Origin of the sequence: Paenarthrobacter sp. TA1.8 (genome assembly GCF_048595705.1) — a bacterium.
GTDB lineage: Bacteria > Actinomycetota > Actinomycetes > Actinomycetales > Micrococcaceae > Arthrobacter > Arthrobacter nitroguajacolicus.
In genome coordinates this window covers 940,315-966,719 of sequence record NZ_CP184287.1, presented here as the reverse complement: position 1 = coordinate 966,719, position 26,405 = coordinate 940,315, and the positions used below count along the sequence as shown (strand labels likewise).

Here is a 26,405-nt window from a genome sequence, read left to right as displayed (position 1 = left end):
CTCATCCTTTGGAGGTCACCACGGGAATCGCCTGGGTAAAAGGCGACGAGGGATTCGAAAATGCCGAGCGGACCCGCAGCCAATAGAAGCTGTGGCTCCCCAGCATCACGGTCAAGTGACCATTGTCGCCGACGGCCGGGAAAGGCTGGCCGCCGAAAATATCGCGCAGGCCGCGGCCAGCAAACTCAGGCACGTCCAAGGTTGCCGCGACGGGGTGCTGGGAGAGGTTGAAAACGCACAGAATGGTCTCCGCGTCCTCTCCTTCAGCGTTCCCGGCCGGCAATTCCCTGACGTAGGCCAACACCACCTCATGGTCTGCCTCAATATGCCGGAAGCCGCCCAAGCCAAACACAGGGTGGTTCTTCCGGACACTGAGGATCTGGCGGGTCCAGCGCAGCAGCGAACCGGAGTGCGCGGCCTGGGCCTCGACGTTGGCCATGCTGTAGTTGTAAACCAGCGACTGTATGACAGGCAGGTAAAGCTTGCCCGGATCGGCCCCTGAGAAGCCGGCATTGCGGTCGGGGTTCCACTGCATCGGGGTGCGGACGGCATCGCGGTCATCGAGCCAGATATTGTCGCCCATGCCGATCTCGTCCCCGTAGTACAGGAATGGGCTTCCCGGCAGGGAAAGCAGCAACGCGTTGATGAGCTCGATCTCGGAGCGGGAGTTATCCAGCAGCGGCGCCAAACGCCGTCGGATGCCTATGTTGGCCCGCATCCGGGGATCCGGGGCGTACCAACCGAGCATGGCGGCGCGCTCTTCAGCGGGCACCATCTCCAACGTCAGTTCGTCATGGTTCCTCAGGAAGGTTCCCCATTGCGCACCCTTCGGAATCTCCGGGGTGTTCCGCAGGGTCTCAATAATGGGAGCTGCCTTCTGGTCCCGCAGGGCGTAGTACAGCCGCGGCATGATGGGGAAATGGAAGGCCATATGGCATTCCGGGGCTTCCTCGGTGCCGAAGTACTCCACCACTTCATGCGGAGGTTGGTTTGCCTCAGCAATGATCACTCTGCCGGGGTAGTTCGAGTCCACCATCCGGCGGAGGTCCTGCAGGAAGGTGTGCGTGGCAGGCAGGTTCTCGCAGTTGGTGCCATCTTCTTCGAACAGGTAGGGAATGGCGTCCGCGCGGAAGCCATCGATGCCCTGGTCCAGCCAGAAGCGGACCACGTCATAGAGGGCCTCAATCACCTTGGGGTTCTCGAAATTCAAGTCTGGCTGGTGGCTGAAAAAGCGGTGCCAGAAGAACTGCCGGCGGATGGGATCGAACGTCCAGTTGGACTCTTCGGTGTCAACGAAGATGATGCGTGCGTCCTGGTACTTCTCGTCCGTATCGCTCCACACATAGAAATCACCGTAGGGACCAGTTGGATCTTTGCGCGACTCCTGGAACCAGGGGTGCTGGTCCGAGGTGTGGTTCAACGGCAGGTCGATGATCACCCGGACGCCACGGGCGTGGGCCTCGGCAACCAAGCGCTTGAAGTCGCTGATGGTGCCGAACTCGTCCAGCACGGACGTATAGTCGGCGATGTCATAACCGCCATCGCGCAACGGGGAATGGAAGAACGGCGGCAACCACAGGCAGTCAACGCCCAGCCACTGGAGGTAATCCAGTTTCTCGATCAGGCCGTGGAAGTCACCGGAACCATCCCCGTTGGCATCCGCAAAGGCCCGCACCAGTACCTCATAGAAGACTGCCTTGCGGTACCAGTGCGGATCGTGCTGGAGACCTGGGGCGTTCAACTCGAAGGTGTTCTTCGGAGTGAAGTACTGGCTGGGGTTCTGCGGAGAAAAACTCACTAAGGCTGCCTCCGGATGCTAAGTACGTGTGCCGGCTCAACGTGGGCATCCAGGCGGACGTAGTTGTGCTCGCCCCATTCCCAGCTCTCGCCGCTGATCAAGTCGTCCACCCGGAACCGGCCATCCTCGTTAAAGTCCGAGGGGGCCAGTTGCAGGGCTTCCAAGTTCAGGGACACCGTGCTTTCACGGGTGCTGTGAGGATCCACGTTGACCACAATGATCAAAGTGTCCTTGGTGCCGTCCGGGAGCGTTTTGTGCTTGGAGTACACGATCGTGGCGTCATCGGTGCTGCTGTGCAGCGTCAGGTTCTGCAGATCGCCCAAGGCCAGGTGGTTCTTGCGAATGGTGTTAAGCCTGGTGATGTAGGGCGCCAAGGTACGCCCTGACTCAGCCGCACCCTCCCAGTCCCTCGCCTTGTACTCGTACTTCTCGTTGTCGATGTACTCCTCGGCGCCCGGACGGGCCACGTGCTCGTACAACTCATAACCGGCGTAGACGCCCCACAACGGGCTTGCCGTAGCAGCCAATACGGCCCGGATGCGGAACGCGGCCGGACCACCGTACTGCAGGTACTCGGTGAGGATGTCCGGGGTGTTCACGAAGAAGTTCGGCCGGAAGAACGCCGCTGTTTCGTGGCTGACCTCGTGGAAGTACTCCTCCAGCTCGGTCTTGGTGTTCCGCCACGTGAAGTAGGTGTAGGACTGCTGGAATCCTGCGCGGCCCAAAGCATGCATCATCGGCGGGCGTGTGAAGGCCTCCGCCAGGAAGACAACCTCGGGATTCTTCTTGTTGATCTTGCCGATCAGCCATTCCCAGAACCACACAGGCTTGGTGTGGGGATTGTCCACGCGGAATACCTTGACGCCGTGGCTGATCCACAGTTGGACAATCCGCAGGATTTCCTTGGAAAGGCCGGCCGGGTCATTGTCGAAGTTCAGGGGATAAATGTCCTGGTACTTCTTCGGCGGGTTCTCTGCGTAGGCGATGGAACCGTCAACGCGCGTGGTGAACCATTCAGGGTTGGACGTCACCCAAGGGTGGTCCGGGGCTGCCTGCAGCGCCAGGTCCAGGGCAACTTCGAGTCCCAGCTCGTTGGCGCGCGCCACGAACGCATCAAAGTCCTCAAACGTACCCAGTTCCGGATGGATGGCGTCATGTCCGCCGTCCTTGGAACCGATAGCCCACGGCGAACCCGGATCCTGCGGCCCTGGCGTCAGCGTGTTGTTGCGCCCCTTGCGGTGCTGGTAACCGATCGGGTGGATGGGCGGCAGGTAGATGATGTCGAAGCCCATCTCCGCGACGGCGTCGAGCCTGTTGGCTGCCGTGCGGAAGTTGCCGGAGGTCCACACGCCAGTGGAGTGGTCCAGGACGGCGCCCTCTGAGCGGGGGAAGAACTCGTACCAGGAACCGCGGCCCGCGAGGTCGCGTTCCACTTGCAGCGGGAAGCGTTCGGAAACGGTCACCAGTTCGCGGATCGGAACGCGTCCGACGGCGGCCAGCACCTCGGGGCTGAAACCGGCGCCAAGGCGCTCCTCGGCAGTCTTGGTGGTGTCGGCCAGCACGACGGAAGCGGCACGCAAGGTGCGCTTCTCCACGGCGCTGCGCCCGGCGTCGTCGGCGGCTTCCGCGAGGAGGGCAGCGCCTTCGGCGAGCATCAACTCGACGTCAATGCCGGCCCCTACCTTGACCTCGGCGTTGTGATGCCAAGTGCCGTACCGGTCATGCCAGGCCTCAATGACGAAGGACCAGGCGCCGGTACCGGTGGGGGTGATCAGGCCTTCCCATCGGTCCAGGCCCTTCCATTGCTCGCCTTGGGCCGGGGTCAGGCGGACTCGCTGACGCTCCTTGCCCTTGGGATCGAGCAGCACAGCGGAGACGCCGAGCTGGTCATGGCCTTCACGGAAGACCGTGGCGCCGACAACCAGGTCCTCGCCTGGCAAGGCCTTCGCCGGGAAACGGCCACCCTCAACCACCGGCTGCACGGCAGTGATGGGGAACCGGCCGAAGCGAAGTCCCTCGGTGATGTCCGTAGTCGTCTTGGATTTCAGAGCGGTGATGGTTCGCGCGGTTTTCGTCACAACCACGACGTTAGCGACAAAAATCACAGAATGCTAAGCACACGACCTATCTCCTCGACGCAAGATGACTTTTACCTAAAAGAAACCCAATCCAGTTCCGGCTGCCATGTGAGTCCGTTAGTGTGGCGCTCGTGAAGGCTATTCGAAGGTTTACAGTCCGTACCGTCCTCCCCGAGCCCATCAGGCCCCTGGCCCGTCTGGCAACCAACTTGCGCTGGTCCTGGCACCGGCCCACACGGGAACTTTTTGCGAGCCTTAACCCGGCTCTCTGGGAGGCATCGCAGCACGACCCCATAGCCCTGCTGGGGTCGATCAGCCGCGAGCAGTTACAGGACCTGGCGAATGACGGCGAGGTTGTGGAGCGCGTGCAGCACGCCGCAGCAGATCTGGACCGATACCTCAGCGAACCGCGCTGGTACCAAGGCCTCGGCGAAGACGCTCCGGCCTGCATCGCGTACTTCTCCCCCGAGTTCGGCATCACCGAAGTACTCCCGCAATACTCCGGGGGCCTGGGCATTCTCGCCGGCGATCACCTCAAGGCCGCCTCCGACCTCGGTGTGCCGCTGATCGGCGTCGGGCTTCTGTACCAGGCCGGATACTTCAAGCAGTCGCTCTCCCGCGACGCCTGGCAGCAGGAAACCTACCCTGTACTGGACCCTGACGGCCTGCCGCTGACGCTGCTGCGCCACCCGGCCAAGGACGGCGCCCAAGGCAAGCCAGTCCACATTTCCCTCCCGCTGCCCAACGGCCGCGAGCTCCACGCGCACGTGTGGCGTGCCGACGTCGGACGCGTTCCGCTGCTGCTGCTGGACTCCAACGTCCCCTCCAACGACGAAGCCGCCCGCGGCATCACCGACCGCCTGTACGGCGGCGGCGGCGACCACCGTCTCCAGCAGGAACTCCTCCTGGGCATGGGCGGCGTCAAGGCCCTGCGCGTGTACCAGGAGCTCACCGGCACGCCCGCTCCGGAAGTGTTCCACACCAACGAAGGCCACGCAGGGTTCCTGGGGATCGAACGCATCCAGGAAGCCATGTCCGACGCCAACTCGCCCCTCAGCTGGGACGAGGCCCTCGCCGCCGGCCGCGCGTCCACCGTCTTCACGACGCACACGCCAGTACCCGCCGGCATCGACCGCTTCGAGACCGTGCAGATCAAGCACTTCTTCGAAGCCGGCCTCGCGCCCGCTGTGCCCACGGACCGCATCCTGGACCTCGGCCGCGAAAACTTCGACGGCGGCAACCCGTCCGTGTTCAACATGGCAGTCATGGGCCTGCGCCTGGCGCAGCGTGCCAACGGTGTGGCCAAGCTGCACGGTGTGGTCTCCCGCGAAATGTTCGCCGGTCTCTGGCCGGGATTCGACCACTCCGAAATCCCCATCACCTCCGTCACCAACGGCGTCCACGTGCCCACGTGGGTGGACCCCCGCATTTCCTCCCTGGCACGAAACCAGTTCGGCGCGGAAGCCGAAGCCCTGGGACGCTGGGACCTCGCGTACAACGTCAGCGACGAAGACGTCTGGGCCCTCCGCCGGCAGCTCCGCGCACAACTCATAGAAGACGTTCGACGCCGGCTCCGGGCCTCATGGAAGAAGCGCGGCGCTGCCGATGCCGAACTCGGCTGGACCGACTCCGTGCTTGACCCGGACGTCCTCACCATCGGATTCGCACGCCGTGTGCCCACCTACAAGCGGCTCACGCTCATGCTGCGCGACCCTGCACGTTTGAAGGCCCTGCTGTTGGACCCCAAACACCCCATCCAGCTGGTCATCGCGGGCAAGTCCCACCCCGCAGACGACGCCGGCAAGAAAATGATCCAGGACCTGGTCAAGTTCACGGACGACCCTCAGGTCCGGCACAGGATCGTGTTCCTGCCCAACTACGACATCGCCATGGCGAGGACACTATTCCCCGGTTGTGACGTCTGGCTCAACAACCCCCTCCGGCCGCTGGAAGCCTGCGGCACCTCCGGCATGAAGGCCGCCATCAACGGTTCACTCAACCTCTCCGTCCTGGACGGCTGGTGGGACGAAATGTACGACGGCGAGAACGGCTGGGCAATCCCCACAGCCAACAACAACGCGTCCTCCGAGGAGCGCGACGACATCGAGGCCTCCGCACTTTACGAGCTGCTGGAAACCCAGGTGGCACCGCGCTTCTATGGCACCACCGTTGCCCAAGGCGCCGGAGCAGCAGGACCCTCCGAATCCAGCCGTGAAACCGTGCCTACCCACTGGGTGTCCATGATCAAGCACACCCTGGCTAACCTGGGCCCCGCAGTCTCGGCGGAACGTATGCTCCACGACTACGTCAACAACCTCTACTGCCCGGCCGCTGTGTCCGGGCGGCGCGCTGTTGCCGAGTCCTTCAAGGAAGCCAAGGAACTCGCGGCGTGGACCACCAAGGTCCGTAACGCGTGGCCCGAGGTAGTGGTGGAGCACGTTGACTCCGTAGGCGTCTCTGAGGAACCCCAGGTGGGCGACTCGCTCCAAGTCAACGCCTACGTGGCCCTCAACAACCTCACCCCGGACGACGTCTCCGTGGAAGTGGCTTTCGGCCGCGCGGAAGACACCGACGAGCTCGAGGACATCGTGGTGGCCGAACTGGACTCCCTGGAAGACCTCGGCGGCGGACGCCACCTGTTCAGCGGCTCCCTGGTGATCAACCGCTCAGGGTCCTTCGGCTACACCGTCCGCGTGTTCCCGAAGCACTCTGCGCTGGCTTCCAAGGCTGAACTGGGGTTGATCGCGAACGCCTAGCCCGTTGTCCGCCCGGACGTTCCTGGCCCGCTTATCCGTTGTTGCCCAACAACGGATAAGCGGGCCAGCGACGTCGGAGCCTGGCTCAGGGCAGCATGACTCCTTTTCACCCTCATTCTCTAGCCGCGAATGGCAATAGCGGGATCTTTACGACTGGCGACCCACGCAGGGTATATGGCGCTTAGAATGCCGGTGGTCACCCCGAGGGAGAGTCCTACCAGCCAAAGCTCTGGGGGCAGCACGGGCGGCCAAGCCTGGATCCAAGAGACATAAAGCGTGGTCAAGTTTCCGATGATGCCGCCAAGTGAGCCTGCTGTAATTCCCACGATTAAGCCCTCCAAGATAAAGGAGCGGCAAATTAGCCATCGACTTGAACCGATCGCTCGTCGCAGCGCTATCTCCTCCGATCGGTTCTGAACGGTCAGGTACATCGCGGACGCCGCAGTGATGACAGCCAGGAGCATCAGGACAAGGGACAGCAATGCGATGAGTGACCCTAGATCATTTGAGACACCCTGCCTGATTGACTGAATATCGGCCGTGACGTCTACCCTTGCCTGCCCTGGGTCGCTCGGCGAGTATGCCAGCGGAGCTACTCGCGCGATCGCAGCGGAGAAGCCCTTTTCGGTTCGAACTTGAATTTTTAGTTCTGCTCTGGAGACAGCACTCATGACACTGGCATCCACGAATACGGAGTTAGTGTACTCAGGAAAATTTGAGCCGGGCTCGAATACGCCAACAACCGGCACAAGTCGGTCATCGATCCAAATGCTCGCCCCTGCCGACGGTCCGGTTTGCTTGCTGTACGCGACGTCTAGCGCAATTGCTGCCTTGGTCGAGACTACTGCGAGCGGACCCGCTCGTGGGTCGTCGAGGGCACTTCGGCTGTTGTGGGGAATTAGCTGCATTTCGAAGTCATCGAAGTAGGTCTTCGAGGAGGAATGAAGTGACAAAGGTGTTTCGGGTTCCAGGTCGGTGGGTCCAACTCGCGTAATACGGACGTCTGCCGGTACAGCTGAGTACACATAGGATGCGCCAACTACATGAGGAAGGCTGGCGATTCGATCTACCCCGGAACGAAGTCCATCGAAATCGTCTCGAAGCACAGCAGGTCCGCCTCCGACGGAGATGGACAGCCGATCCTGTGACGCGATTGCCAGCCGATTATTTATGGCATTCGAAGTCGTCGAACTGATGCCAAGGGCACCCGTCATCCCGCCAATAGCAATCGCGAACGCGGTGATAAGAAGCATTGTTCGGAGAGCACGAGCGGAGAGGGCGGTAACTGCATCGCCCCAATCATCCAGTAGGGAGCGCGCGACGCGGGATAACCAAGTCTGCTGTCTTGATGCATCGAAGGCCTCTGGGGCGGACGGGACCATAAGATTCCGTCTTATGTGAGAATCGTTTTGGACATCACGGCTGATTTGACCGTCCCGGATTTCAATCTGGCGATCTGTTTGGTTCGCCACATCCAAATCGTGGGTGATGATGATCACTGTGACGCCTCCGGAGTTGAGCTTCCGAAGGTATTCGATGACCCGACTGCTGTTGTTGGAATCAAGATTGCCTGTCGGTTCGTCGGCAAGGATGATCTGCGGGTGCGTCGCAATCGCTCGTGCAATGGCAAGTCGTTGTCGCTCACCGCCTGAGAGAAGCTTCGCTTGGACCTTGCGCTTATGCACCAGCCCAACGAACTCCAGCGCGTCCAAGGCAGCCACGGCCCGTTCATCCATCGGCACACCTTGGACACGCAATCCGATTGCTGCGTTACTGATCACACTGTCGTCACCGATGACGTTCGAGGACTGGAAAACGAACCCAATCCGATGCAGCCGCACCGTGTCAAGGCTTCGTTCCGATGCGGTCTCGACGGCTTGCCCACGAATAGCGAGACTCCCCGAGCTTGCTCTATCCAACAAGCCCATGATGTTCAAAAGTGTCGATTTCCCAGAGCCTGAAGGGCCCACAATGGAAACGAACTCACCGCACTCAATAGCCAGTGAGACGTCCAATAGAGCCGGAGCCTCGGCGCCGGGAAAGGTGCGGGAAACTCCCTGCAGGCTGATGGCCAATGCGTCATCCGAGTCCGTAGATTCCGCAGTACCAGCTAGTCGCTTCGATCGTAAAACCGTCACGATATTTGGACCTCGTCTCCTTGGGCGAGGTCGCCAGAGACTGCGGCGAAACCTCCCCCTGACCGAAGAACCGTTACAGGGACACGCGTTGCAGACACCTTCGAAGCTCTATCGTCCGGCGAGCTTCTCAGAACGTAGGTCCCTTCGGCATCCTGTCGAATGCCAGATAACGGTACAGCGAGGGCCTGCTCCGCAGTACCCTGACCAGCCACAGTGACGCTTAGGTTGGGAGTCAATAGGGCAAGATCTGCCTTGTTCGTAGGCTCCACCATCACGGCATGTCCCGCACGCTGGCCATTCCCCACATCCGTGAATGGACCTACTGAAGTTATCCGTCCCGTCACTAGCTTCTCAACGACCCTGACAGAGACTTCCTGCCCAGTCTTGAGGAATCCAGCCTGCTGGACCTCAGCGATGAACTCGACGAAGTTGTCTTCGGCCTGGAACCTGGCGAGAGGGCTTTCGGCCGTAACCTTCTGCCCTACCTCCAGAGAGGAGACGACGGTCGTACTGGCAACGGGGAGGACTATCAGTTGCCTGAACGGGATCGTCACCTCAGGGGTTTTCGAGTCGTCTAGTGCAGGGGATTCGGGTGTCGCACTAGGTTCGACCTGATGATTTTTCACGGCAGTTTTTCTTCCGCTGCTCAAGGTGAATCCCTCGCTAGCAAAGAACGAGGATGCAGCTTCCATGGTTGCGCTGTCCATGCGACCAGTTTCGTAAGAGAGATACCCCACCTGCATCAGCGCCCGTTGCAAAGCCGAGACGTCATCTCCCTCATCGCCTAGTGAGAGATCACGATACAACGGGAGCGGACCTGGCAGCACGAAATAGGGCTTGCCAGAGACTACACCAGCCAGGTCGCCCCACTTTAGGGCCTCCCCAGCCTGAAGTGTCTGGCGCACGACAATCGGTTCTTGTCCCTCCAGATCGATCTGGATTGGCATTGCCGGGCCGGATTTTATAACTCCGGAGAATGCAAGACGGTCATCGACGATGCGGTTCTCAACCTTTGCATAGACCGGGACGTCAGCCATCGAGTCCTCTGGCCGAATGATCTCTGAACGACCAAAGATTCCTCCAGCCAGCAAGCCCACTCCGGCGGACATGGCTGCGGTGACTGCCAACAGGACGACAAGCCACCGTCGCGAGATTCGAGATAAGCCGACGGTTACCGCCCCCTGCCGAGGTTGTTTATGGATCACTGCGTCTCTTTCAAGAACTTCTGAGCGACGTCCACGTACTTCTGGCTCTTCTTCTTGAGTTCAGTAAGAACTGCCTCGTTCTGTCTGATGAGGGGCAGCTGGTAGCTTGCCTGAATATCACCAAGCGTTTGGGTTAGCCGGACTTTTTGATTGCATTCGGCCTCAACCGTAGCGATTCGGATGCCCTCGGCGGCATCCGATGTCGACGGGTTTTGCTGATCTGCCCTCATCTGCAGGTCAAAGGACTGCTGGCTCGACCACTTGGCTTTATCGGCGTCCCGCCCCGGCGTCAGGCCTGCCGCTGAGATGCACTTGTCCCAGTTGTCCTTGGCATCCTTCCAAGCATCAGTTTCTGATGCCATGCTGAGGCTTTTCAACGCGATCTCAGCCGCTGCCCCGCCATTCATCAGATCGTCGGGGGGAGTGATTTCTTCGATCCTGCTCTTTTCGCTGGCGAGACACTCATATCGGGCGTCCCCCCACTCGCCTGCCTCATCATGCTTCTGGTTCGATGGACCGTCTTCTCCAATAAGCCGGAAGCCGTACTGCCTCACACGGTCAACGTTCCACACCCCGAAGTTCCGATTTTCCGCCTTTGGATAAGCTGCATTCGGATCATCTATGAAGCCAAATTTCTTCATGCATGTAGTCATGATGACTTCTCGCGCAAGGAGAATTTGCGAGCGATCACTGGCCGAAATTCTATATACATCAACTGGGAAAATTATCAGGGAGTTCTCATAATCCAGCTTCACTTTCCCAGATGGATCCGGCGTGATTGATGCATCTGGAGTTCCGGAACAAGATGAGATAGCCAGGGCTACGCCTATGGCAAGAGCGGGAGCGATGCAGCTAATCCAGCGTGCCCGTCGTTCAGGAATTCTTATCGACACTTTCGCGTCCAATCTTTTTTGTGCCTCGATTGGGTACCCGGGCCTGTCCCGGAAAGCAACTTTGACCTGCCGAACTTTAGTCGGCAGGTCAAAGCACAACCGCGCTCAGTTAGTGTTAATCGAAGCGCATGCTATGTTTAGCCACGGTGAAAACTGCTGATGTTGTCATTCCACGTTCCCAGGAAGGGCACGTACCAACCCATGGCGGTGTAATCGTTAGCGCTTCCGAATCCAGCACCGCCGTAATTGATGTTTTCCCACCAAGTTACGTAGTAGCCGAAGTTCTTTACCGAACTTGCCTTGTTGTCAAACGATCCCACCCAAGTCGAATTGTCTGCTCCGTACGTAGCACCGCTGTAGTTATTGTTGTCATAGACAATACTGGCATTCGCAGATTGACTCGCAGCAAAAAGTGCAGCAGTGGACTATGCAACGACAGCAGCGGCCCGTGTGAGTTTTTTCATATCTTGGTCCTCATTTTGGCTGGTGCGACTTGAGGCAAGCAATTAACTCCGCGTGTTCCCCAATACGCAAGTGGCGAGGCAGATAATGTGCCTCGCCAAGAACGTATCGCTCGATTCATTTAATTTCAAGTTTTTGAAATAATCCGAGAGGATATAGAAATATTCAATGTTTCGCGTCACGAATGAGTTGCATGCACCACTTAAGTGAATTTCGGTGGTAGTCATAGCTCACGTGGGAAACTAACGCTGATTACATCTCAGCTGCCCGTAAGACCAGCCAATGAAGTTGCCTCTTCGGGCGCGTGCCCACACGGGTAGAACGCCGGTGCAGTTAGGGCCCGCTGGCCCGACTAATTCTCGAAGACCGCGATGACTGCCAGGTCCCGGCCGGCGTAGCGCTCTGCGTCTTGGAGGATTTCGCAGACGACGCCGAAGGACCGGTCCGTACGGTAGGCCGCGGGGACCTGCCAAATCATCGTGACGGGGCTGCCATCATCCTCCGAGAGGGCATCAGCGTAGTCGTGCAGGGAATCGTTCAGGGCGTCGAGGTTCACGCCGTAGTACTCAGGGAAATCGAGGACCTGGCCGAAGACCTCGAGGACTGCCTGCTTTGTGCTTGCCGGTGGGACCAGGAGGGTCCGTCGGCCGGCGTCGGAGATCTGCTCTTGCAGTTCTTCGAGCGTCCAGGTGTCCGCTGAGTAGATTTTCATGGGCTCCTCTATTTGCCTTCGACGATAAACATGAACGACTCGTAATGGTCAGGGGTGTAGTACTTGGCGGAGTCCTTGCCCACAATGATCCGGCGGGCACCCCGGTCAGACTCTCCCGGCGTGGGCACGGTGTATTCCTTGTAGAAACCGCCGGACTTCTTGGGCAGCAAACCCTCGAAGTTGCCGAAGTTCACGCCGTCGCGGTCGTAAGGGTACGGGCCGCCCTTCGCAATCAGGGCAAGGGTTTGGCGCGCTTCCTTGGGCAACTGCGAAGCATTGATGGTGGGCAGCGTGGAAGCGTTGGCGACAGCTGGGCCAGTAGCTGCCGGATTGGTAACGGCAACAGCTGGTGACGCTGGCGTAGAGCCAGGTGTCGGCGTCGTGCTTTGTGTCGTCAGTGAGCCGCCGCCGACCATGGCGACCACCAGCACGACGACGGCGATCACCAGTCCCGCGAAGGCCACCAGTTTGTTGCGGTTGCGGTTCATCCGGTGGGCTCCCCTCGATGCTCGGCTGGCTACGTGCGGTAGATGTTGATGGTGTTGGCTTGCAGGATATCCCGCTCGCCCGAGGCCACCAAAGCGCCTTTTCGACGGTCGTGCAACACCGAAGTGGTGAAGCGAAGTTCAAACATTCGCTTTCCGATGCCCGACTCGCTCAGGATCTCCGGCAAGACCATTTTGACGTCCTGGTTGCTGCCGTTCACCGAGATCAAGCCACGGATCTCACTATCCTCGTGACCCATGAGCAGCTGGACCGAGCGGACGTTGGGATCATTCCAGCGCGCCGGAGTCATCTTCTTACCCTTATCGTCAAACCACTGAAGGCTCGAGTCGTTGGCCTGGCCCGGGAAGCTTTCAGGTTGGTGACGCAGGAACCAGCGTCGGAGCCGGACCAGTTCACGGGTAGTCCTAAACATGGCATTGGCTTCCTGGGTCCGGCTCCAATCCAGCCATGCCGTGGGGTTGTCCTGGCAGTAGGCGTTGTTGTTGCCCTGCTGTGTACGGCCGATCTCGTCACCGGCTGTGATCATCGGAACGCCAAAGGACAGCAGCAGCGTCGCCATAAGGTTGCGGATGGACAGTGACCGGGCAGCCACGATGGCCTCGTTCTCGCTGCGGCCCTCGAAACCATGGTTGTAGCTTCGGTTGTCGCCGTGTCCGTCGCGGTTCTGCTCGCCGTTGGCCTCGTTGTGCTTGCGGTCGTAGCTGACCAGGTCCTTCAGCGTGAAGCCGTCATGGGCGGTGATGAAGTTGACGCTGGCAAGGCGGGTGCGGCCGGATGATGCGAAGAGATTGGCAGAACCCGCCATGAGCTCAGCCAAAGACGCCACCGAGCCACCATGTCCACCGGCCTCCATAGCGGCCCGGTCGGACAGCCAGAAGCTTCGGACTCCGTCGCGGAAGTGGTCATTCCAGTCAGACCATCCCTGCGGGAAACGGCCGGTCTGCCAGCCGCCGTAGCCAACATCCCAAGGCTCGGCGATCAGCTTGACCTCAGAGAGCACCGGGTCCTCGGCAATTGCTTGCAAGAACGGGTGCTGGGGATCGAAAGTGTTGCTGGCATCCCGGCACAGTGTCACTGCGAGGTCGAAACGGAAACCGTCCACATGGAAGTCATTTACCCAGTACCGCAAGGAATCCAGTGCGAGATCCACCACCACGGGATCACTGAAATCCAGGGTGTTGCCGCATCCGGTGGTGTCCAGGTAGCGTCCATGGGCATCGTGCCGGTAATAACGTTTCTCCGCCAGTCCGCGGAAACTCAGCGGCGGTCCGTCAGGCCCGGCCTCGGCGGTGTGGTTGTACACCACGTCCAGGATGACCTCGATCCCCGCCGCATGGAGCAGTTTGATCATGCCCTTGAGCTCATCCTGCACCGCGTGGGGGCCCGCAGTCCGCGCCGCTTCCGTTGCGTAGTCCGAGTGCGGAGCGAAGAAGGCTGCGGTGTTGTAGCCCCAGTAATTGGTCATGCCCAAGTCCTGGAGGTGCGACTCATCCAAGTGGAAATGAATGGGAAGCAGCTGGACAGCAGTGATGCCGAGTTCAGTCAGGTGCTGGATCATCACCGGGTGCGCCATGCCAGCGTACGTTCCGCGAAGATGCTCCGGGATGTCGGGGTGGAGCATCGTTTGGCCACGGACGTGTGCCTCATAAATCACCGAAGTGCGCATAGGCGTTCGCGGCGCCTGGTCATCGCCCCAGTCAAAGCCTGTCTCCACGTGGACGCTTGTGAGGAACTCGCCCCGCTGGTCCACGGCGCGGCCGTAGGGATCGAGCAGTAGCGGCTGGTCGCCGTCGTCGTCCAGGTCCAAAGCCGGGATGGACAGAGGGAGGCCGCCCTCGCTGGGGGCAGCGCGGAAGCCGTAGCGGGTGCCCGGCGGCATGCCGTCCACAAGGCCGAAGTGCACGCCGTCCTGCACATTGGACAGAATATGCGCGCGCCAAGGTTCGCCTGGTGCTTGGAACACCACTTCCACCCGTTCCAGGTCGGGAGCGAAAACGGCCACGTTCACCGAATGGTTCTGCGTGGTTTCGGCGTCGAAAACCCCGGGCTGGGGCGTGCTCAGTCCGAGGGGCCTGGGCTGCGACGCGTCCAGGGCAGCTTCTGTGTCAAAAATAGGCATAACCATTGCTTGCAAGTTTAGTTCCACGCCAAGTATGTACCGCGCGGACCTGCCATGTGACGACGTTCGGCGTCGTGATTTCATTACTTGCCCGAAACTGGCGGGATTTCATCCGCCGCTCACGTGCTGGAATGCTGCCTTCGTACTCTCCGCGATTGAGTTGGTTCGCATCGATTGTGTCGCGTTCTACTGCCCCGGATCAGTCCGCTTGGCATACTGGGACGGAAACAACTGGAGGTTTTATCGTGCGCGTGGCACTCGCCCAAGTCATCACCGGCCGGGATCTGGCCGAGAACCTGCGGCTCCTTGAGGAGTACGCCCGCCGGGCCAAGGACGGCGGTGCCGAGCTGGTGGTCTTCCCGGAAGCAATGATGCGCGCGTTCGGAAACTCGCTGCTGGACATTGCCGAACCATTGGCTGGGCCGTGGGCGAGCCGGGTGCGGTCCCTCGCTGACGAACTTCAGTTGGTGATCGTGGCTGGCATGTTCACGCCGGGCACTCCCTCCGATTCGGGATCCCCGCGCGTGCGGAACACGCTCCTCGCCACCGGACCCGGCGTGGAAACGAGCTACGACAAAATACATCTTTTCGATGCGTTCGGCTTCGCGGAATCGGACACCGTTGAGGCCGGTACGGATCCGGTAACGTTCGACGCCGGTGGCCTCACCTTTGGGTTGGCCACCTGTTACGACATCCGTTTCCCTGCCTTGTTTACGGCTAACGCGCAGCGCGGAGCCATTGTGAATATCGTTTCCGCCTCGTGGGGATCCGGGCCGGGTAAGGCCGAGCAGTGGCAACTTCTGGCCCGCGCCCGCGCAGTGGACACCACCACGTTCGTGCTCGCCTGCGGCCAGGGCGATCCCGCCACTCAGGGCGTTGAGGTCAAAGGCACCGCGCCCACCGGAGTGGGGTACTCCGCCGTCGTGTCCCCGTTCGGCCAGGTACTGGAAGCCCTGGAGGGGGAACCGGGCGTCATTTTCTACGATCTCGACCCCGCAGTCGTGGAAGAAGCCCGTACCAAACTCCCAGTGCTGGCCAACCGCCGCGACTTCTAACGGACGCCACTCAAATTCGCCGGCGTCACCCAGACCGATGGGCGCTACCCGGATATAGGTGGCGTCACCCGGTATACGTAACCCAAAAGAAAAATGGCACGCGAAAGGCGCCGCGAGGGCCATCCGGAAGCGTGCGTCAAAGCGACGAAGGAGCAGCACGCGGAGGATGGCGCTCGCGGCGCCTTAGCGAGGAGGATGGCGCTTGCGGCGCCTTTGCTGAGAACTAGCTAGCGCGCTGCCTCGACACTTCGTACAGCGAGATTCCAACGGCCATGGATGCGTTGAGGGACTCCATGGCGGAGTCGATCGGAATCGAGACGATCTGGTCGCAGTTCTCGCGGACCAGCCTGCTGAGGCCCTTGCCTTCGGAACCGACCACAATGCAGACGGGTTCGGTGGCAACGGTAAGGTCGGGCAGCGAGACGTCGCCGTCGCCGTCCAAGCCAAGGACGTAGATGCCCATGTTCTTGAACTGCTTGAGCGCGTTGTTGAGGTTCGCAGCACGGGCAACGGGGACACGGACAGCGGCGCCGGCACTGGTCTTCCACGCGGAGGCTGTGACGCCGACGGAACGACGCTCGGGCACGATGACGCCGTGGCCGCTGAAGGCCGAAACGGAGCGGATGATCGCGCCAAGGTTGCGGGGGTCGGTGATGCCGTCCAGGGCAACGAAGATGGGGGCGTTGGAGATGTGCCCCTTCTTCCACTTGGCGAGGGTTTGCTCGGCGAGGTCGTAAGCGTCCTCGTATTCGTACGGCGGAATCTGCAGAACGAGGCCCTGGTGGACGGCGTCCTCTGTCATGCGGTCCAGCTCAGCCTTGCCGGTTTCGAGAAGCGGGATGCCACGCTCAGCCGCGAGTTTGAGGGATTCCTTGACGCGGTCGTCCATCTCAATGCGGATGGCGACGTGCAGGGCCTTGGCTGGGATGCCGGCGCGGAGCGCTTCGACAACCGAGTTACGGCCCGTCACCAGTTCTTCAGTGGCACGGCCCTTGGGGCCCGAGCGGGCGCCGGCGCCACCGGGACGGGTGCCCGTTCCGCGCTTGGCAGCCGAGCGCTCAGCCAGCTGCTTGTTCTTGTATGCCTTGTGGTAGGTGCGTTCCTCCGCCTTGGGCGTGGGACCCTTGCCCTCCAGGGCCTTGCGGCCGTGGCCACCAGTTCCGGTGGTGGGGCCCTTCTTCTGCTTGACCGACCGGCGACCATTGTTGGCCATGAGATTCCATCCTTGATTTTGTGAGTAAGTCTGGAATCAAGTCTACTGACCCGATGCAATTCGGCCGCCGCGCCGGTTCGTCAGTCGCGTTTGAGGCTCCAGCTGGCGCCATCCGCACCATCCTCGACGACGACGCCGGCCGCGGCGAGTGTGTCGCGGATAGCATCGGATGCTGCCCAGTCCTTGTTGGCCCTGGCAGCGGCACGGGCTTCGAGTTGGGCTTCGATCAGCACTTCCAGAGCGGCGTGCTCGCGCCCTTGTACAGCCTCCGGGCGTTTCACCGAATCCAGGCCTAGAACTTCGGTCATTGACAGCACGCTGTAGAGAGCAGACTTCGCACTCTCCAGGTCGCCGCCAGCCAACGCCGTGTTTCCTGCCCGCACGGTTTCGTGCAGCACGCCGAGGGCCTGGGGCACGTTGAGGTCGTCATCCATGGCCGCGATGAAAGCAGCGGGCATGTTGGCCTGTGGGGAAACGTCCGAGGCGTCCGTACCCACCTTGGCGGATGCCTTGTGAATGAAACCGTCAATGCGCTCGACGGCGGCTGCAGCTTCCTGCAGCGAGGTAGGCCGGTAATCCAGGATGGAGCGGTAGTGTGCCTGACCGAGGTAGTACCTAACCACTCGCGGTGAGGCGAGCTCCAGCATCTCCGCCGGGCTCACGGTGTTGCCAATGGACTTGGACATCTTTTCGCCCTGGTACGTGACCATGCCGTTGTGCATCCAGAAGTTGGCAAACTCGTCACCGGCAGCCTGGGACTGGGCCATCTCGTTCTCGTGGTGCGGGAAGCGAAGATCCAGTCCTCCACCGTGGATATCAAACCGCGGACCCAAATACTTGGTGACCATGGCTGAGCACTCAAGGTGCCATCCGGGACGGCCAGCGCCCCACGGGGACTCCCACTTTGCGGTGACGGGTTCGCCGTCTTTGAAGCCCTTCCACAGCGCGAAGTCGCGAGGGTCACGCTTGCCGCGGGGGTCGGCGTCGGGCGCTCCCTGCATGTCATCGATATTCTGCCGCGTCAGCGAGCCGTACTTGCTCCAGGAACGGACGTCGAAGTAGACGTCGCCGGAATCGTCCAGTGCGGGATAGGCATGGCCGCGATCGATGAGGCGCTGGATGAGTGCGTGCATTTCCGGGATGTGGCCGGTGGCGCGGGGTTCATAAGTGGGCCGTTGGACGCCTAGGGATTCGTAGGCGTTCTCGAACTCCTGCTCGTAGCGGTACGCCAGGGCCCACCACTCTTCGGCTTGGCGCGCCGACGGTTCAGCGTCCCAGTCCGGACCGAACGACTGAGCGGATTTGGCCAGGATCTTGTCGTCGATGTCCGTGACGTTGCGCACCACTGTAACCCGGAGGCCACGGAATTCGAGCCAGCGGGTCAGTTGGTCGAAGGCGATGGCCGACCTGACGTGGCCCACGTGCGGCATTCCTTGGACGGTGGCCCCGCAGTAGTACACGCTGGCCTTGCCGTCTTCGAGGGGAACGAAGTCGCGGACTTCGGCGGAGGCGGTGTCATAGAAGCGCAGGGTCACCGCTCCAGATTAGCCGATGACGCGGCGTGACCTGCCTACTTGCAGTATTCGCCGATCTTGTTGAACTGCACCTTGAGCTTCTCCTGCTGGTCCTGGGTGGCCGCGCCGAGGGACGACGACGCCGCTTCGTCCATGATCGCAGCCATCTCTTTGATGGGGTTGCCGATCTCCGGAGCGAGTTTGCCCGCTATCTCGTGGTAGTGCTCGGCGATCTGTTTGGACTGCTGCTGCTGATTGCCGTCGGGCTTGAACGTGTCGTTGTTCAGGAACTCGCAGCTGGCTGTCACGTCCATCGTTTGGGTCCCGCTGCAGCCGGTCAGCAGGAGCGATGCAGCCAAGCCTGCGGACACCATGGCGGAACGCACGACGCCGGCACGTGGCTTAACCATGTGGCGCACCTTTTGCAGGACCGGGCTCGGTTGCCGTCGTCTCATGTCCGGAGACCGGGTACACCAGGGCCGTGGCAACAGCGGAGATACCTTCGCCGCGACCGGTGAAGCCGAGTCCGTCGCTGGTGGTTGCCGTGACACTGATCGGCGCGCCGGCAGCTTCGCTCAGGACCCTCTGGGATTCTTCCCGGCGCGGACCGAACTTGGGACGGTTGGCCACGAACTGCACTGCCACGTTGCCGATCTCGAATCCGGCCGCGCGCACAATGCGTGCCGCTTCGCCAAGGAGCTTAACCCCTGAGGCACCTGCGAACTCGGGGCGGTCAGTGCCGAAGTGGGTGCCCAGGTCACCAATGCCGCACGCGGAAAAGAGTGCGTCGGCAGCGGCGTGAGCAACGCAATCGCCGTCGGAATGCCCTGAAAGCCCCTGTTCGCCTTCCCAGAAAAGCCCGCCCAACCACAGCGGTTGCGGGTCATCTTCTGCCGCAAATGCGTGGACATCGATACCAACGCCCGTGCGGGGAAGCACCATGTTCGGGTTAGGAGTCATCAGCCTTCCACCCAACGAATTCCCAGCGGCCCTTCCAACAGTCCCTCGGCAATGATGAGATCCAAGGGCGTGGTGATCTTCAGCGACTGGCTGGCCCCGCGGACAGCATGGACCGGAACGCCGAGGAGCTCCACCAGCATGGCGTCGTCGGTGACAGCTGCGGATTGCTTGTCGTCGAAGAGACCGGCAGCTTCGTGAGCCCTCCGCAGGACCGCCAATTCGAAACCCTGCGGGGTCTGAACGGCGCGGAGATGCTCCCGGGGAGCTGTTCCCGTGACAATTTCCGGAGCGATGGAGGAGTCTGAGCCGTTCGTCTCGGCAACAGTTTTGATGGTGTCCACCACAGGCATGGTGGGAATGACGGCCTTGGCGCCCGAGGCCAGGGCATCGGCGACGCGCTGGAAAACCCGCTCGGGGGTAAGGGCACGTGCGGCGTCGTGGACCAGGACCAGTTCGGTTCCGTCCTCCAAAGCAGCCATGGCAGCCCGGACGGAATCCGCGCGGGAGGAACCGCCGTCGACCACCGAAATTTCGGGGCCGCCGTCCACCAGGTCAATGGTGAACTCGGAGATTGATTCGCGCAGCGCCGTGTCCCCCTTGGGCACGGCGACGCAGATCTGGCGCGCGACATCAGATGCAACCACCCCACGGAGGGCATGCATCAGGATGGTTTCACCACCCAGCGGAACCTGGGCTTTGGGCATGCCGTAACCGAGGCGTTCACCGGAGCCGGCAGCAACCACGATCACGGCCGTGACGGCGCGCTTGGAAGGAATACTCATGGACACCAGAGTACTTCGTGACAAAAAGAAACCCGGCGGCGCTTTCGCACCACCGGGCTCAATTCTTAGGAAGCCAAGACCTCGTCGAGAACGCTTGCGGCCTTCTCTTCGTCTGTCTTCTCAGCCAGGGCCAGTTCTGAAATCAGAATCTGCCGCGCCTTGGCCAGCATCCGCTTCTCACCTGCGGAAAGGCCGCGATCGTGATCACGACGCCAAAGATCGCGAACGACCTCTGCCACCTTGATGACATCGCCTGAAGCAAGCTTCTCCAGGTTCGCCTTGTAACGACGTGACCAGTTGGTAGGCTCTTCAGTGAACTCGGCGCGGAGAACGTCAAATACGTGCTCCAAGCCTTCTTTGCCCACTACGTCCCGGACCCCAACAAGGTCAACATTCTCTGCTGGAACTTCAATGGTCAGATCACCCTGAGCCACCTTGAGCTTGAGATACATCTTCTCTTCGCCCTTGATGGTGCGCATCTTGATTTCCTCAATTTTTGCTGCACCGTGGTGAGGGTAAACTACTGTCTCGCCGACCTCAAAAACCATGTGGACTTTCCCCTTTCCCGCAGATTAGTCTATCACGATTAAGGCATACGACTGGCATCGGACAGGGCCTTCTCCCGCGCCAATAAAGGGAATAAGGCCTTAAACGACTTCCTCCAAGGTCTTGACGTATTCGGGGAAAGATGCTTGGAGCAAGCAATGTGCGAGCAAGATCTCCTTCGTTGGTGGCGCCACATAGCCTTCCCGAATCCATATTTCCGGGGGTTTGCCGATAGGCTATGGCTGAAAAGTGTTCCAATGACTCTTGAGGAGTAGGTGTCGTGCGCAATACTGCGATGAACCCTGTCCAGCGCGGCAAGCTGGCAATTGCGGCGGCTGCAATCGGCGTCGGTCTTCTGTCCGTCACCGGCTGTGGATTCGTCAACGCCCAGCAGACTACCCACCAGTACTCGGCATCGGACGGGATCAAAGCTGATCTCGGTCCCCTGCAGTTGCGCAACATCCTGATTGTTGCCTCGGGCGAGAACGAGCCCGGCCGCGTTATCGGCGCCGTATTCAACACCTCCGCCACCGACGCGACCCTCACCATGAGTGGTGCCAACGGTGCACAGACTGAAATCCCGGTCAAGGCCAATGGGGAGACATTCCTGAACGACACAGCGGATGCAGCGATCCTCAGCACCGCCGGTGTCATCCCCGGTGGCCTGGTCCCGATCACCGTCCGCAGCGGTTCCGACTCAGCTACCGTCAACGTTCCGGTGCTTGACGGCACGCTGCCCGAGTACGCCAAGTACCTGCCCACCACGCCGACCCCGACGGCAACGCCGACGTCGACTTCCACGGCTACGTCCTCGGAGGCTCCGGCCGCCGGCCACTAGCAGGCAGCAAGCCACAAGCGATACACATAAGGAAGGGTCCCGCCGCGGCGGGACCCTTCCTTATGTGTGTGTAGCTGCCGACCCCGACGACACCCAAATTTGCCCGGGCCACCCGGCCGGGCGGACGACACCCAAATCCGGGCATCGTCAACCGCTTTCCGTGGCGCCAACGAATATGCGCGTCGCCGGTAAGGAAAGCTCTACGGCTCGAACTTGTAACCCAAGCCGCGCACTGTGACCAAGTATCGCGGCACTGAAGGGTCCGGCTCAATCTTGCTGCGAAGCCGCTTCACGTGGACATCGAGCGTCTTGGTGTCCCCCACATAGTCCGAACCCCAGACACGGTCGATCAATTGTCCGCGTGTCAGTACCCTGCCTGAGTTGCGGAGCAGCATCTCCAGCAGTTCGAACTCCTTGAGCGGAAGCGAAACCTGCTCACCGTTGACGCTCACCACGTGGCGTTCGATGTCCATGCGGACCGGTCCTGCCTGCACGGTGGACGTAATAAGTTCCTCCGGCTCACCCTGCCGGCGCAGCACCGCCCGGACGCGGGCCACGAGCTCCCGGGAGGAATAGGGCTTGGTGACATAGTCATCCGCGCCAAGCTCCAAGCCAACAACCTTGTCGATTTCCGAGTCCTTGGCCGTCAGCATAATGACGGGGACACTGGAACGCTGGCGAAGTTGTCGGCACACTTCGGTGCCCGGCGTTCCCGGCAACTGCAGGTCCAGGAGGACAAGGTCGGCACCGTTCCGGTCGAATTCCACCAAGGCGTCGCTGCCGTTGTCCACTACCTCGACGTCAAAACCCTCTTTGCCCAGGAGATAGGACAGGGGGTCGCTGAAGGACTCTTCGTCCTCCACTATCAAAATCCGGCTCAAGCGCTGGCTCCTTGCTCTTGGGCGCCGCTGGCGCCCCCTTGATGATTCACGTGATGGGGTTGTTGAATCGCGTGATGAGGCTCGACGGCGGCAGCAGCCGCCGGAAGTTCGGAAGAGGCGGCCGCAGCGGAAGCCGGAAGGCCGGCGTCGTCGTCCTGTCCTTCCATCTCGGGCAAGCGGATGGTGAAGGTGGATCCTTGGCCGGGCTGGGACCACACGGTTACCTCGCCGCCATGGTTGGACACCACGTGCTTGACGATGCTGAGCCCTAGGCCCGTGCCACCGGTATGCCGGGACCGTGCCGCGTCGACGCGGTAGAAGCGCTCGAACACGCGCTCTTGGTCCTCGGGGGTCAGTCCCTCACCTTGGTCCGTGACGGAGATGGCGACGACGCCCTCCCGGGTTCGGATGCCGACACCTACACGCGTGTTTTCCGGTGAATAGCGAATGGCGTTGTCGATCAGGTTGCGGAGGGCCGTCACCAGGAGGTCGCGGTCGCCGAAAACCAGCGACTCAGAGTGCCCGCCCACCACGATCTGGATATTCTTGCTCTCAGCCGGCAGCTGCGAGCGGTCCACGGCCTCGGTGATCACCGTATTGATATCCACCGCGTGACCTTGCTGGGCAACGTTGGCGCCCTGCAAGCGGGAAAGTTCGATGATGTCCTGGACCAAGGCCGCCAGCCGGCCGGACTCCTTGTGCATGCGCTTGGCGAACCTGCGCACGGCTTCCTCGTCATCAGGCGACGCTTCCAAGGCCTCGGCCAGGAGCGAGATGGCGCCGACGGGTGTCTTGAGTTCGTGGGACACGTTGGCCACGAAGTCGTTGCGGATCTCCTCGGTACGGGTGATCTCAGTGCGGTCGTCGGCCAGAAGCACGATGTATTCCCAACCGAGCATGGCTGCCCGGACCTGGACCACAATAGTGCCCTTGCCCAGCGGGCCACGCGGGAGTTCGTACTGTTCCTCCAGGATCACGCCGTCCCGGCGGACCTTCGCGGTCATGTCCAGGAGTTGCTTATGCACCACTGTGTGGCCACGCACCAGGCCATACGCATACGCTGCCGGACTCGCACGGACAACGCCGTCGATGGCGTCCACCACGACAAAGGCGCGCCCGACGACGGCAAGTACTTCCGCCGCGCCCTCAGGAAGCAGGGGCTCAGTAACGTCCAGGTCCACGATGCTGCGTTGCCGCTCGCTGATCCTGAATGCGAGCATGCCAAAGACGCCCAACGACAGGCCTACGAGACCTGCGACGACACCTATGAGCAATGGATCCACGTGTCCAGCTTATGCTGTGGAAACACGGGCAAGCAGTGATCCGGCGCCAAACGCCGACGGTTCAACTAACGTTCATCTAAAGGAGCCGAACAGTTCACTGGCCCCTGACACAGTTACTGGTTGGACTGTCAATGGTTTTGAGATCCGACCCCCATCATGGGAACAGGATTTCCAAGGAAAGGACGCCTTAGTGCGCAAGGTTTTTCAGGAGGAGCTCACCCAGGTAGGTGACGACCTCATCGAGATCTCCAAGCTGGTTCACGAAGCAATCACGAAGGCTACTACGTCTTTCGAAGGTGCCGACGTGGATCTTGCCCAGGACGTCATCGCGGCAGATGCCCGGATCGACTTCCTGCAGAACAGCCTCGACGAGCGCGCCATCGACATCCTTGCCCTGCAGGGTCCTGTCGCCAGCGACCTCCGTATGATTGTGGGTTCGCTGCGTATGAGCGCGTCTCTGGAACGCATGGGTGACCTTGCCCGCCACGTTGCCCAGTTGGCGCGCCTGCGCTACCCGGCCACCGTGATCCCCGCTTCGCTGACCCAGACCTTCAAGGCCATGGCCCAGCACGACATCGAGATCACCGCCAAGGTGATTGAACTTCTGGAGACCCGCGATCTTGAGGTTGCCCGCGACATCCTCAAGATCAACATCGCAGTGGACGACCTCCACCTCAGCGTCTTCAAGGCCATCGCCTCCCCCGAGTGGAATGAGAGCCCCTCCACCACCGTGGACGTTGCCCTTGCAAGCCGCTACTTCGAGCGCTTCGCCGACCACGGCGTCTCGGTCGCCCGCAAGGTCACCTACCTGGTGACGGGCGAATGGCAGCCTGAAGGCTTCTAGCCCTGAATTAATTACGACGGCGGCCGGTCACCATTGGTGACCGGCCGCCTGCCTTTAACTGCGGCGCAGCGCGTTCTTCGGCCGGAATGCGTCTAAGGGAGGAACGACCGAGCATCCGGCGAAGAACCGCGAAGCCTTATTTTTTGCCTTGGTTGGCCACTGCGAGGATGGCCTGTGCCGCTGCGTCGGGGTCCAGGTAGGTTCCGCCCGGGTTGATGGGCTGGAAGTCCTCATCCAGTTCATAGACCAGCGGGATGCCCGTGGGGATGTTCAGCCCGGCGATGGCGTCGTCGCTGATGCCGTCCAGGTGCTTCACGAGGGCACGCAGGGAGTTGCCGTGGGCGGTGACCAGGACGGTCTTGCCGGCCTTGAGGTCTTCCTTGATGTCCGATTCCCAGTAAGGGAGCAGGCGTACCAGGACGTCCTTGAGGCACTCGGTGCGCGGCAGGGCGTCGCCAAGATCCTTGTAGCGGACGTCGTGTGCCTGGGAGAATTCGCTGTCGTCGGACAGGGGCGGCGGCGGGGTGTCGTAGCTGCGGCGCCATTCCATGAACTGCTCTTCGCCGTATTCGGCCAGGGTCTGGGCCTTGTCCTTGCCCTGCAGGGCGCCGTAGTGGCGCTCGTTCAGGCGCCAGTCGCGCTTGACGGGGATCCAACCGCGGTCGGCCTTGTCCAAGGCCATGTTGGCAGTGTTGATGGCACGCTTCAGGAGCGAGGTGTAGAGGACGTCCGGGAGGATCGCATTCTCAACCAGGAGCTCTCCACCGCGCACTGCTTCTTCGCGGCCTTGATCGTTCAGGTCAACGTCCACCCAACCGGTGAACAGGTTCTTGGCGTTCCATTCGCTGTGGCCATGGCGCAGCAGAATCAGCTTGTAAGTCATGGTTTTCATCCTAGCCGAGCAGTTACATGCCCTGCCCGGCGTTACGTCCGGCAACGAACGCCGCGGACTGAAGCAGGCAGGGATAAAGCAGGCAGGGATAAGGTGGGGGCCGTGGTGCAAAAAGCGGAACGGGTGGGCTCTCCCCGCAGTCGGGGCGGAAAGCCGGTTGGCAACATCACGCGGGGCACCACGAATCCCAACCGCATGCGCCGCTTGGACCGCTGGTTGGCGGGACCCCAGGCATGGCGGCTGCGCGCCGCCGTCGACCCCCTTGTTGTGGACCTTGGCTATGGTGCCTCGCCGACCACCGCCGTCGAGCTTTTCGAACGGCTGCAAGCCGTGCGGCCGGATGTCCGGGTCTGCGGAATCGAGATTGAACCGGAGCGCGTACGAACTGCCAAGTCACTGGAGCGGCCCGGGCTGAGCTTCCATATAGGCGGCTTCGAAGTCCCTGTACCCGGTGACCCGGTGTTGGTGCGGGCATTCAACGTGCTGCGGCAGTATGAGGAAGCGGACGTCTCCGGGATTTGGCGATTGGTGCAGTCGCGCCTGGCACCCGGCGGTCTGTTCATTGACGGCACCTGCGACGAAATCGGCCGGCGCGTCACGTGGGTCGCCTTGGATGCGGAGCGCCCGTTGAGCCTCAGTTTTTCCGTGCGGTTCGGCAGTTTTGAGCTGCCGTCGGAAGTGGCAGAGCGACTACCCAAGGCCCTGATCCACAGGAATGCGCCGGGCGAACCGATCCACGCGTTCCTGCAGGCCATGGATAAGGCGTGGCTGGAAGCGGCACCCTTGGCGTCGTTCGGAAACCGGCAGCGCTGGACGGGCATGTGCCGTTCACTGCGCGACGCCGGATGGCCGCTCCAGGATGGTCCGGCAAGGTGGCGTCTAGGCGAAGTTACCGTGGCATGGGACGCCGTAGCGCCCCGCTAAGGCCG

The 26,405-nt window shown here is 61.3% G+C and carries 23 protein-coding genes; 5 read left to right on the top strand and 18 right to left on the bottom strand.

Annotated elements, in window-relative coordinates; translation table 11 throughout:
* Nucleotide 1: 1 nt before the first annotated feature.
* A complete protein-coding gene (treS, locus tag ACNAOT_RS04735; protein ID WP_420180217.1) occupies nucleotides 2–1,798 on the bottom strand; it encodes a maltose alpha-D-glucosyltransferase in 1,797 nt (598 codons plus the stop codon).
* Nucleotides 1,798–3,882, bottom strand: a complete 2,085-nt coding sequence (locus ACNAOT_RS04730; RefSeq protein WP_420181122.1) for an alpha-1,4-glucan--maltose-1-phosphate maltosyltransferase — start codon at nucleotides 3,880–3,882, stop codon at nucleotides 1,798–1,800. The genes treS and ACNAOT_RS04730 overlap by 1 nt, the downstream gene beginning before the upstream one ends.
* Before the next feature lie 125 nt (nucleotides 3,883–4,007).
* On the opposite strand from ACNAOT_RS04730, the gene glgP reads away from it, so the two are divergent.
* Entirely contained in the window at nucleotides 4,008–6,632 is a 2,625-nt protein-coding gene (gene glgP, locus ACNAOT_RS04725; protein ID WP_420180216.1) for an alpha-glucan family phosphorylase, read from the top strand.
* Nucleotides 6,633–6,751: 119 nt separating this feature from the next.
* On the opposite strand, the gene ACNAOT_RS04720 is transcribed toward glgP, so the two are convergent.
* The 7 genes from ACNAOT_RS04720 to glgX all read right to left on the bottom strand — a co-directional run bounded on the left by ACNAOT_RS04720 (nucleotide 6,752) and on the right by glgX (nucleotide 14,674).
* Complete coding sequence (locus ACNAOT_RS04720; protein ID WP_420180215.1) at nucleotides 6,752–8,707, bottom strand: ATP-binding cassette domain-containing protein; 1,956 nt, start codon at nucleotides 8,705–8,707, stop codon at nucleotides 6,752–6,754.
* Between the two features lie 59 nt (nucleotides 8,708–8,766).
* The gene (locus tag ACNAOT_RS04715) at nucleotides 8,767–9,807 is read right to left on the bottom strand and encodes a hypothetical protein (protein WP_420180214.1); all 1,041 of its coding nucleotides are present in this window, start codon (nucleotides 9,805–9,807) and stop codon (nucleotides 8,767–8,769) included.
* Nucleotides 9,808–9,971: 164 nt separating this feature from the next.
* On the bottom strand, nucleotides 9,972–10,868 hold the full coding sequence (locus tag ACNAOT_RS04710; protein ID WP_420180213.1) for a hypothetical protein: 897 nt from the start codon (nucleotides 10,866–10,868) through the stop codon (nucleotides 9,972–9,974).
* A gap of 137 nt (nucleotides 10,869–11,005) precedes the next feature.
* Nucleotides 11,006–11,188, bottom strand: coding sequence for a hypothetical protein (locus ACNAOT_RS04705; protein WP_420180212.1), 183 nt, complete (start codon nucleotides 11,186–11,188; stop codon nucleotides 11,006–11,008).
* A gap of 494 nt (nucleotides 11,189–11,682) precedes the next feature.
* Complete coding sequence (locus ACNAOT_RS04700; protein ID WP_402936300.1) at nucleotides 11,683–12,042, bottom strand: barstar family protein; 360 nt, start codon at nucleotides 12,040–12,042, stop codon at nucleotides 11,683–11,685.
* 8 nt (nucleotides 12,043–12,050) lie between these two features.
* Nucleotides 12,051–12,530 carry a ribonuclease domain-containing protein gene (locus tag ACNAOT_RS04695; RefSeq protein WP_420180211.1) on the bottom strand — a complete coding sequence of 160 codons (480 nt, stop codon included), beginning with the start codon at nucleotides 12,528–12,530 and terminating at the stop codon, nucleotides 12,051–12,053.
* Nucleotides 12,531–12,559: 29 nt separating this feature from the next.
* Nucleotides 12,560–14,674, bottom strand: a complete 2,115-nt coding sequence (gene glgX / locus ACNAOT_RS04690) for a glycogen debranching protein GlgX (protein WP_420180210.1) — start codon at nucleotides 14,672–14,674, stop codon at nucleotides 12,560–12,562.
* Between the two features lie 239 nt (nucleotides 14,675–14,913).
* On the opposite strand from glgX, the gene ACNAOT_RS04685 reads away from it, so the two are divergent.
* Entirely contained in the window at nucleotides 14,914–15,723 is an 810-nt protein-coding gene (locus ACNAOT_RS04685) for a carbon-nitrogen hydrolase family protein (protein ID WP_420180209.1), read from the top strand.
* A 223-nt stretch (nucleotides 15,724–15,946) separates the two neighbouring features.
* Here the strand turns inward: ACNAOT_RS04685 and rlmB are convergent, their stop codons facing one another.
* The 6 genes from rlmB to ACNAOT_RS04655 form a co-directional block, all read right to left on the bottom strand.
* Nucleotides 15,947–16,936: a 23S rRNA (guanosine(2251)-2'-O)-methyltransferase RlmB gene (gene rlmB, locus ACNAOT_RS04680; RefSeq protein WP_091465492.1), complete on the bottom strand. Its 990-nt coding sequence runs from the start codon at nucleotides 16,934–16,936 to the stop codon at nucleotides 15,947–15,949.
* Between the two features lie 80 nt (nucleotides 16,937–17,016).
* Entirely contained in the window at nucleotides 17,017–18,471 is a 1,455-nt protein-coding gene (gene cysS / locus ACNAOT_RS04675; RefSeq protein ID WP_420180208.1) for a cysteine--tRNA ligase, read from the bottom strand.
* A 35-nt stretch (nucleotides 18,472–18,506) separates the two neighbouring features.
* Nucleotides 18,507–18,860: a hypothetical protein gene (locus ACNAOT_RS04670; RefSeq protein WP_420180207.1), complete on the bottom strand. Its 354-nt coding sequence runs from the start codon at nucleotides 18,858–18,860 to the stop codon at nucleotides 18,507–18,509.
* Nucleotides 18,853–19,410: a 2-C-methyl-D-erythritol 2,4-cyclodiphosphate synthase gene (gene ispF, locus ACNAOT_RS04665; protein ID WP_420180206.1), complete on the bottom strand. Its 558-nt coding sequence runs from the start codon at nucleotides 19,408–19,410 to the stop codon at nucleotides 18,853–18,855. Before ispF ends, ACNAOT_RS04670 begins: the two co-directional genes overlap by 8 nt.
* Nucleotides 19,410–20,192 (bottom strand): 2-C-methyl-D-erythritol 4-phosphate cytidylyltransferase, encoded by a 783-nt coding sequence (ispD, locus tag ACNAOT_RS04660; RefSeq protein WP_420180205.1) that lies wholly within the window; start codon nucleotides 20,190–20,192, stop codon nucleotides 19,410–19,412. The genes ispF and ispD overlap by 1 nt, the downstream gene beginning before the upstream one ends.
* 65 nt (nucleotides 20,193–20,257) lie before the next feature.
* Nucleotides 20,258–20,740, bottom strand: coding sequence for a CarD family transcriptional regulator (locus ACNAOT_RS04655; RefSeq protein WP_011690592.1), 483 nt, complete (start codon nucleotides 20,738–20,740; stop codon nucleotides 20,258–20,260).
* Nucleotides 20,741–21,033: 293 nt separating this feature from the next.
* On the opposite strand from ACNAOT_RS04655, the gene ACNAOT_RS04650 reads away from it, so the two are divergent.
* Nucleotides 21,034–21,576: a hypothetical protein gene (locus tag ACNAOT_RS04650; RefSeq protein ID WP_178993436.1), complete on the top strand. Its 543-nt coding sequence runs from the start codon at nucleotides 21,034–21,036 to the stop codon at nucleotides 21,574–21,576.
* A 200-nt stretch (nucleotides 21,577–21,776) separates the two neighbouring features.
* Here ACNAOT_RS04650 and ACNAOT_RS04645 read toward each other — a convergent pair whose 3' ends face one another.
* On the bottom strand, nucleotides 21,777–22,457 hold the full coding sequence (locus ACNAOT_RS04645; protein ID WP_091465482.1) for a response regulator transcription factor: 681 nt from the start codon (nucleotides 22,455–22,457) through the stop codon (nucleotides 21,777–21,779).
* Nucleotides 22,454–23,731, bottom strand: a complete 1,278-nt coding sequence (locus ACNAOT_RS04640) for a sensor histidine kinase (RefSeq protein WP_218649592.1) — start codon at nucleotides 23,729–23,731, stop codon at nucleotides 22,454–22,456. The genes ACNAOT_RS04645 and ACNAOT_RS04640 overlap by 4 nt, the downstream gene beginning before the upstream one ends.
* A 199-nt stretch (nucleotides 23,732–23,930) precedes the next feature.
* On the opposite strand from ACNAOT_RS04640, the gene phoU reads away from it, so the two are divergent.
* A complete protein-coding gene (phoU, locus tag ACNAOT_RS04635) occupies nucleotides 23,931–24,584 on the top strand; it encodes a phosphate signaling complex protein PhoU (RefSeq protein WP_017198057.1) in 654 nt (217 codons plus the stop codon).
* Between the two features lie 136 nt (nucleotides 24,585–24,720).
* On the opposite strand, the gene ACNAOT_RS04630 is transcribed toward phoU, so the two are convergent.
* Nucleotides 24,721–25,467: a phosphoglyceromutase gene (locus tag ACNAOT_RS04630; RefSeq protein WP_420180204.1), complete on the bottom strand. Its 747-nt coding sequence runs from the start codon at nucleotides 25,465–25,467 to the stop codon at nucleotides 24,721–24,723.
* A gap of 111 nt (nucleotides 25,468–25,578) precedes the next feature.
* Here ACNAOT_RS04630 and ACNAOT_RS04625 point away from each other — a divergent pair, with 111 nt between their 5' ends.
* On the top strand, nucleotides 25,579–26,400 hold the full coding sequence (locus tag ACNAOT_RS04625) for a class I SAM-dependent methyltransferase (protein ID WP_420180203.1): 822 nt from the start codon (nucleotides 25,579–25,581) through the stop codon (nucleotides 26,398–26,400).
* The last annotated feature ends 5 nt before the right edge of the window (nucleotides 26,401–26,405 follow it).

Coding starts and splice junctions, on each gene's coding strand:
- glgX (WP_420180210.1), bottom strand. CDS start 14,674: ATGGTTATGCCTATTTTTGACACAGAAGCTGCCCTGGACGCGTCGCAG.
- ACNAOT_RS04670 (WP_420180207.1), bottom strand. CDS start 18,860: ATGGTTAAGCCACGTGCCGGCGTCGTGCGTTCCGCCATGGTGTCCGCA.
- ispD (WP_420180205.1), bottom strand. CDS start 20,192: ATGAGTATTCCTTCCAAGCGCGCCGTCACGGCCGTGATCGTGGTTGCT.
- ACNAOT_RS04695 (WP_420180211.1), bottom strand. CDS start 12,530: ATGAACCGCAACCGCAACAAACTGGTGGCCTTCGCGGGACTGGTGATC.
- ispF (WP_420180206.1), bottom strand. CDS start 19,410: ATGACTCCTAACCCGAACATGGTGCTTCCCCGCACGGGCGTTGGTATC.
- ACNAOT_RS04700 (WP_402936300.1), bottom strand. CDS start 12,042: ATGAAAATCTACTCAGCGGACACCTGGACGCTCGAAGAACTGCAAGAG.
- rlmB (WP_091465492.1), bottom strand. CDS start 16,936: ATGGCCAACAATGGTCGCCGGTCGGTCAAGCAGAAGAAGGGCCCCACC.
- ACNAOT_RS04655 (WP_011690592.1), bottom strand. CDS start 20,740: ATGGTTTTTGAGGTCGGCGAGACAGTAGTTTACCCTCACCACGGTGCA.
- ACNAOT_RS04715 (WP_420180214.1), bottom strand. CDS start 9,807: ATGGCTGACGTCCCGGTCTATGCAAAGGTTGAGAACCGCATCGTCGAT.
- ACNAOT_RS04650 (WP_178993436.1), top strand. CDS start 21,034: ATGAACCCTGTCCAGCGCGGCAAGCTGGCAATTGCGGCGGCTGCAATC.
- ACNAOT_RS04630 (WP_420180204.1), bottom strand. CDS start 25,467: ATGACTTACAAGCTGATTCTGCTGCGCCATGGCCACAGCGAATGGAAC.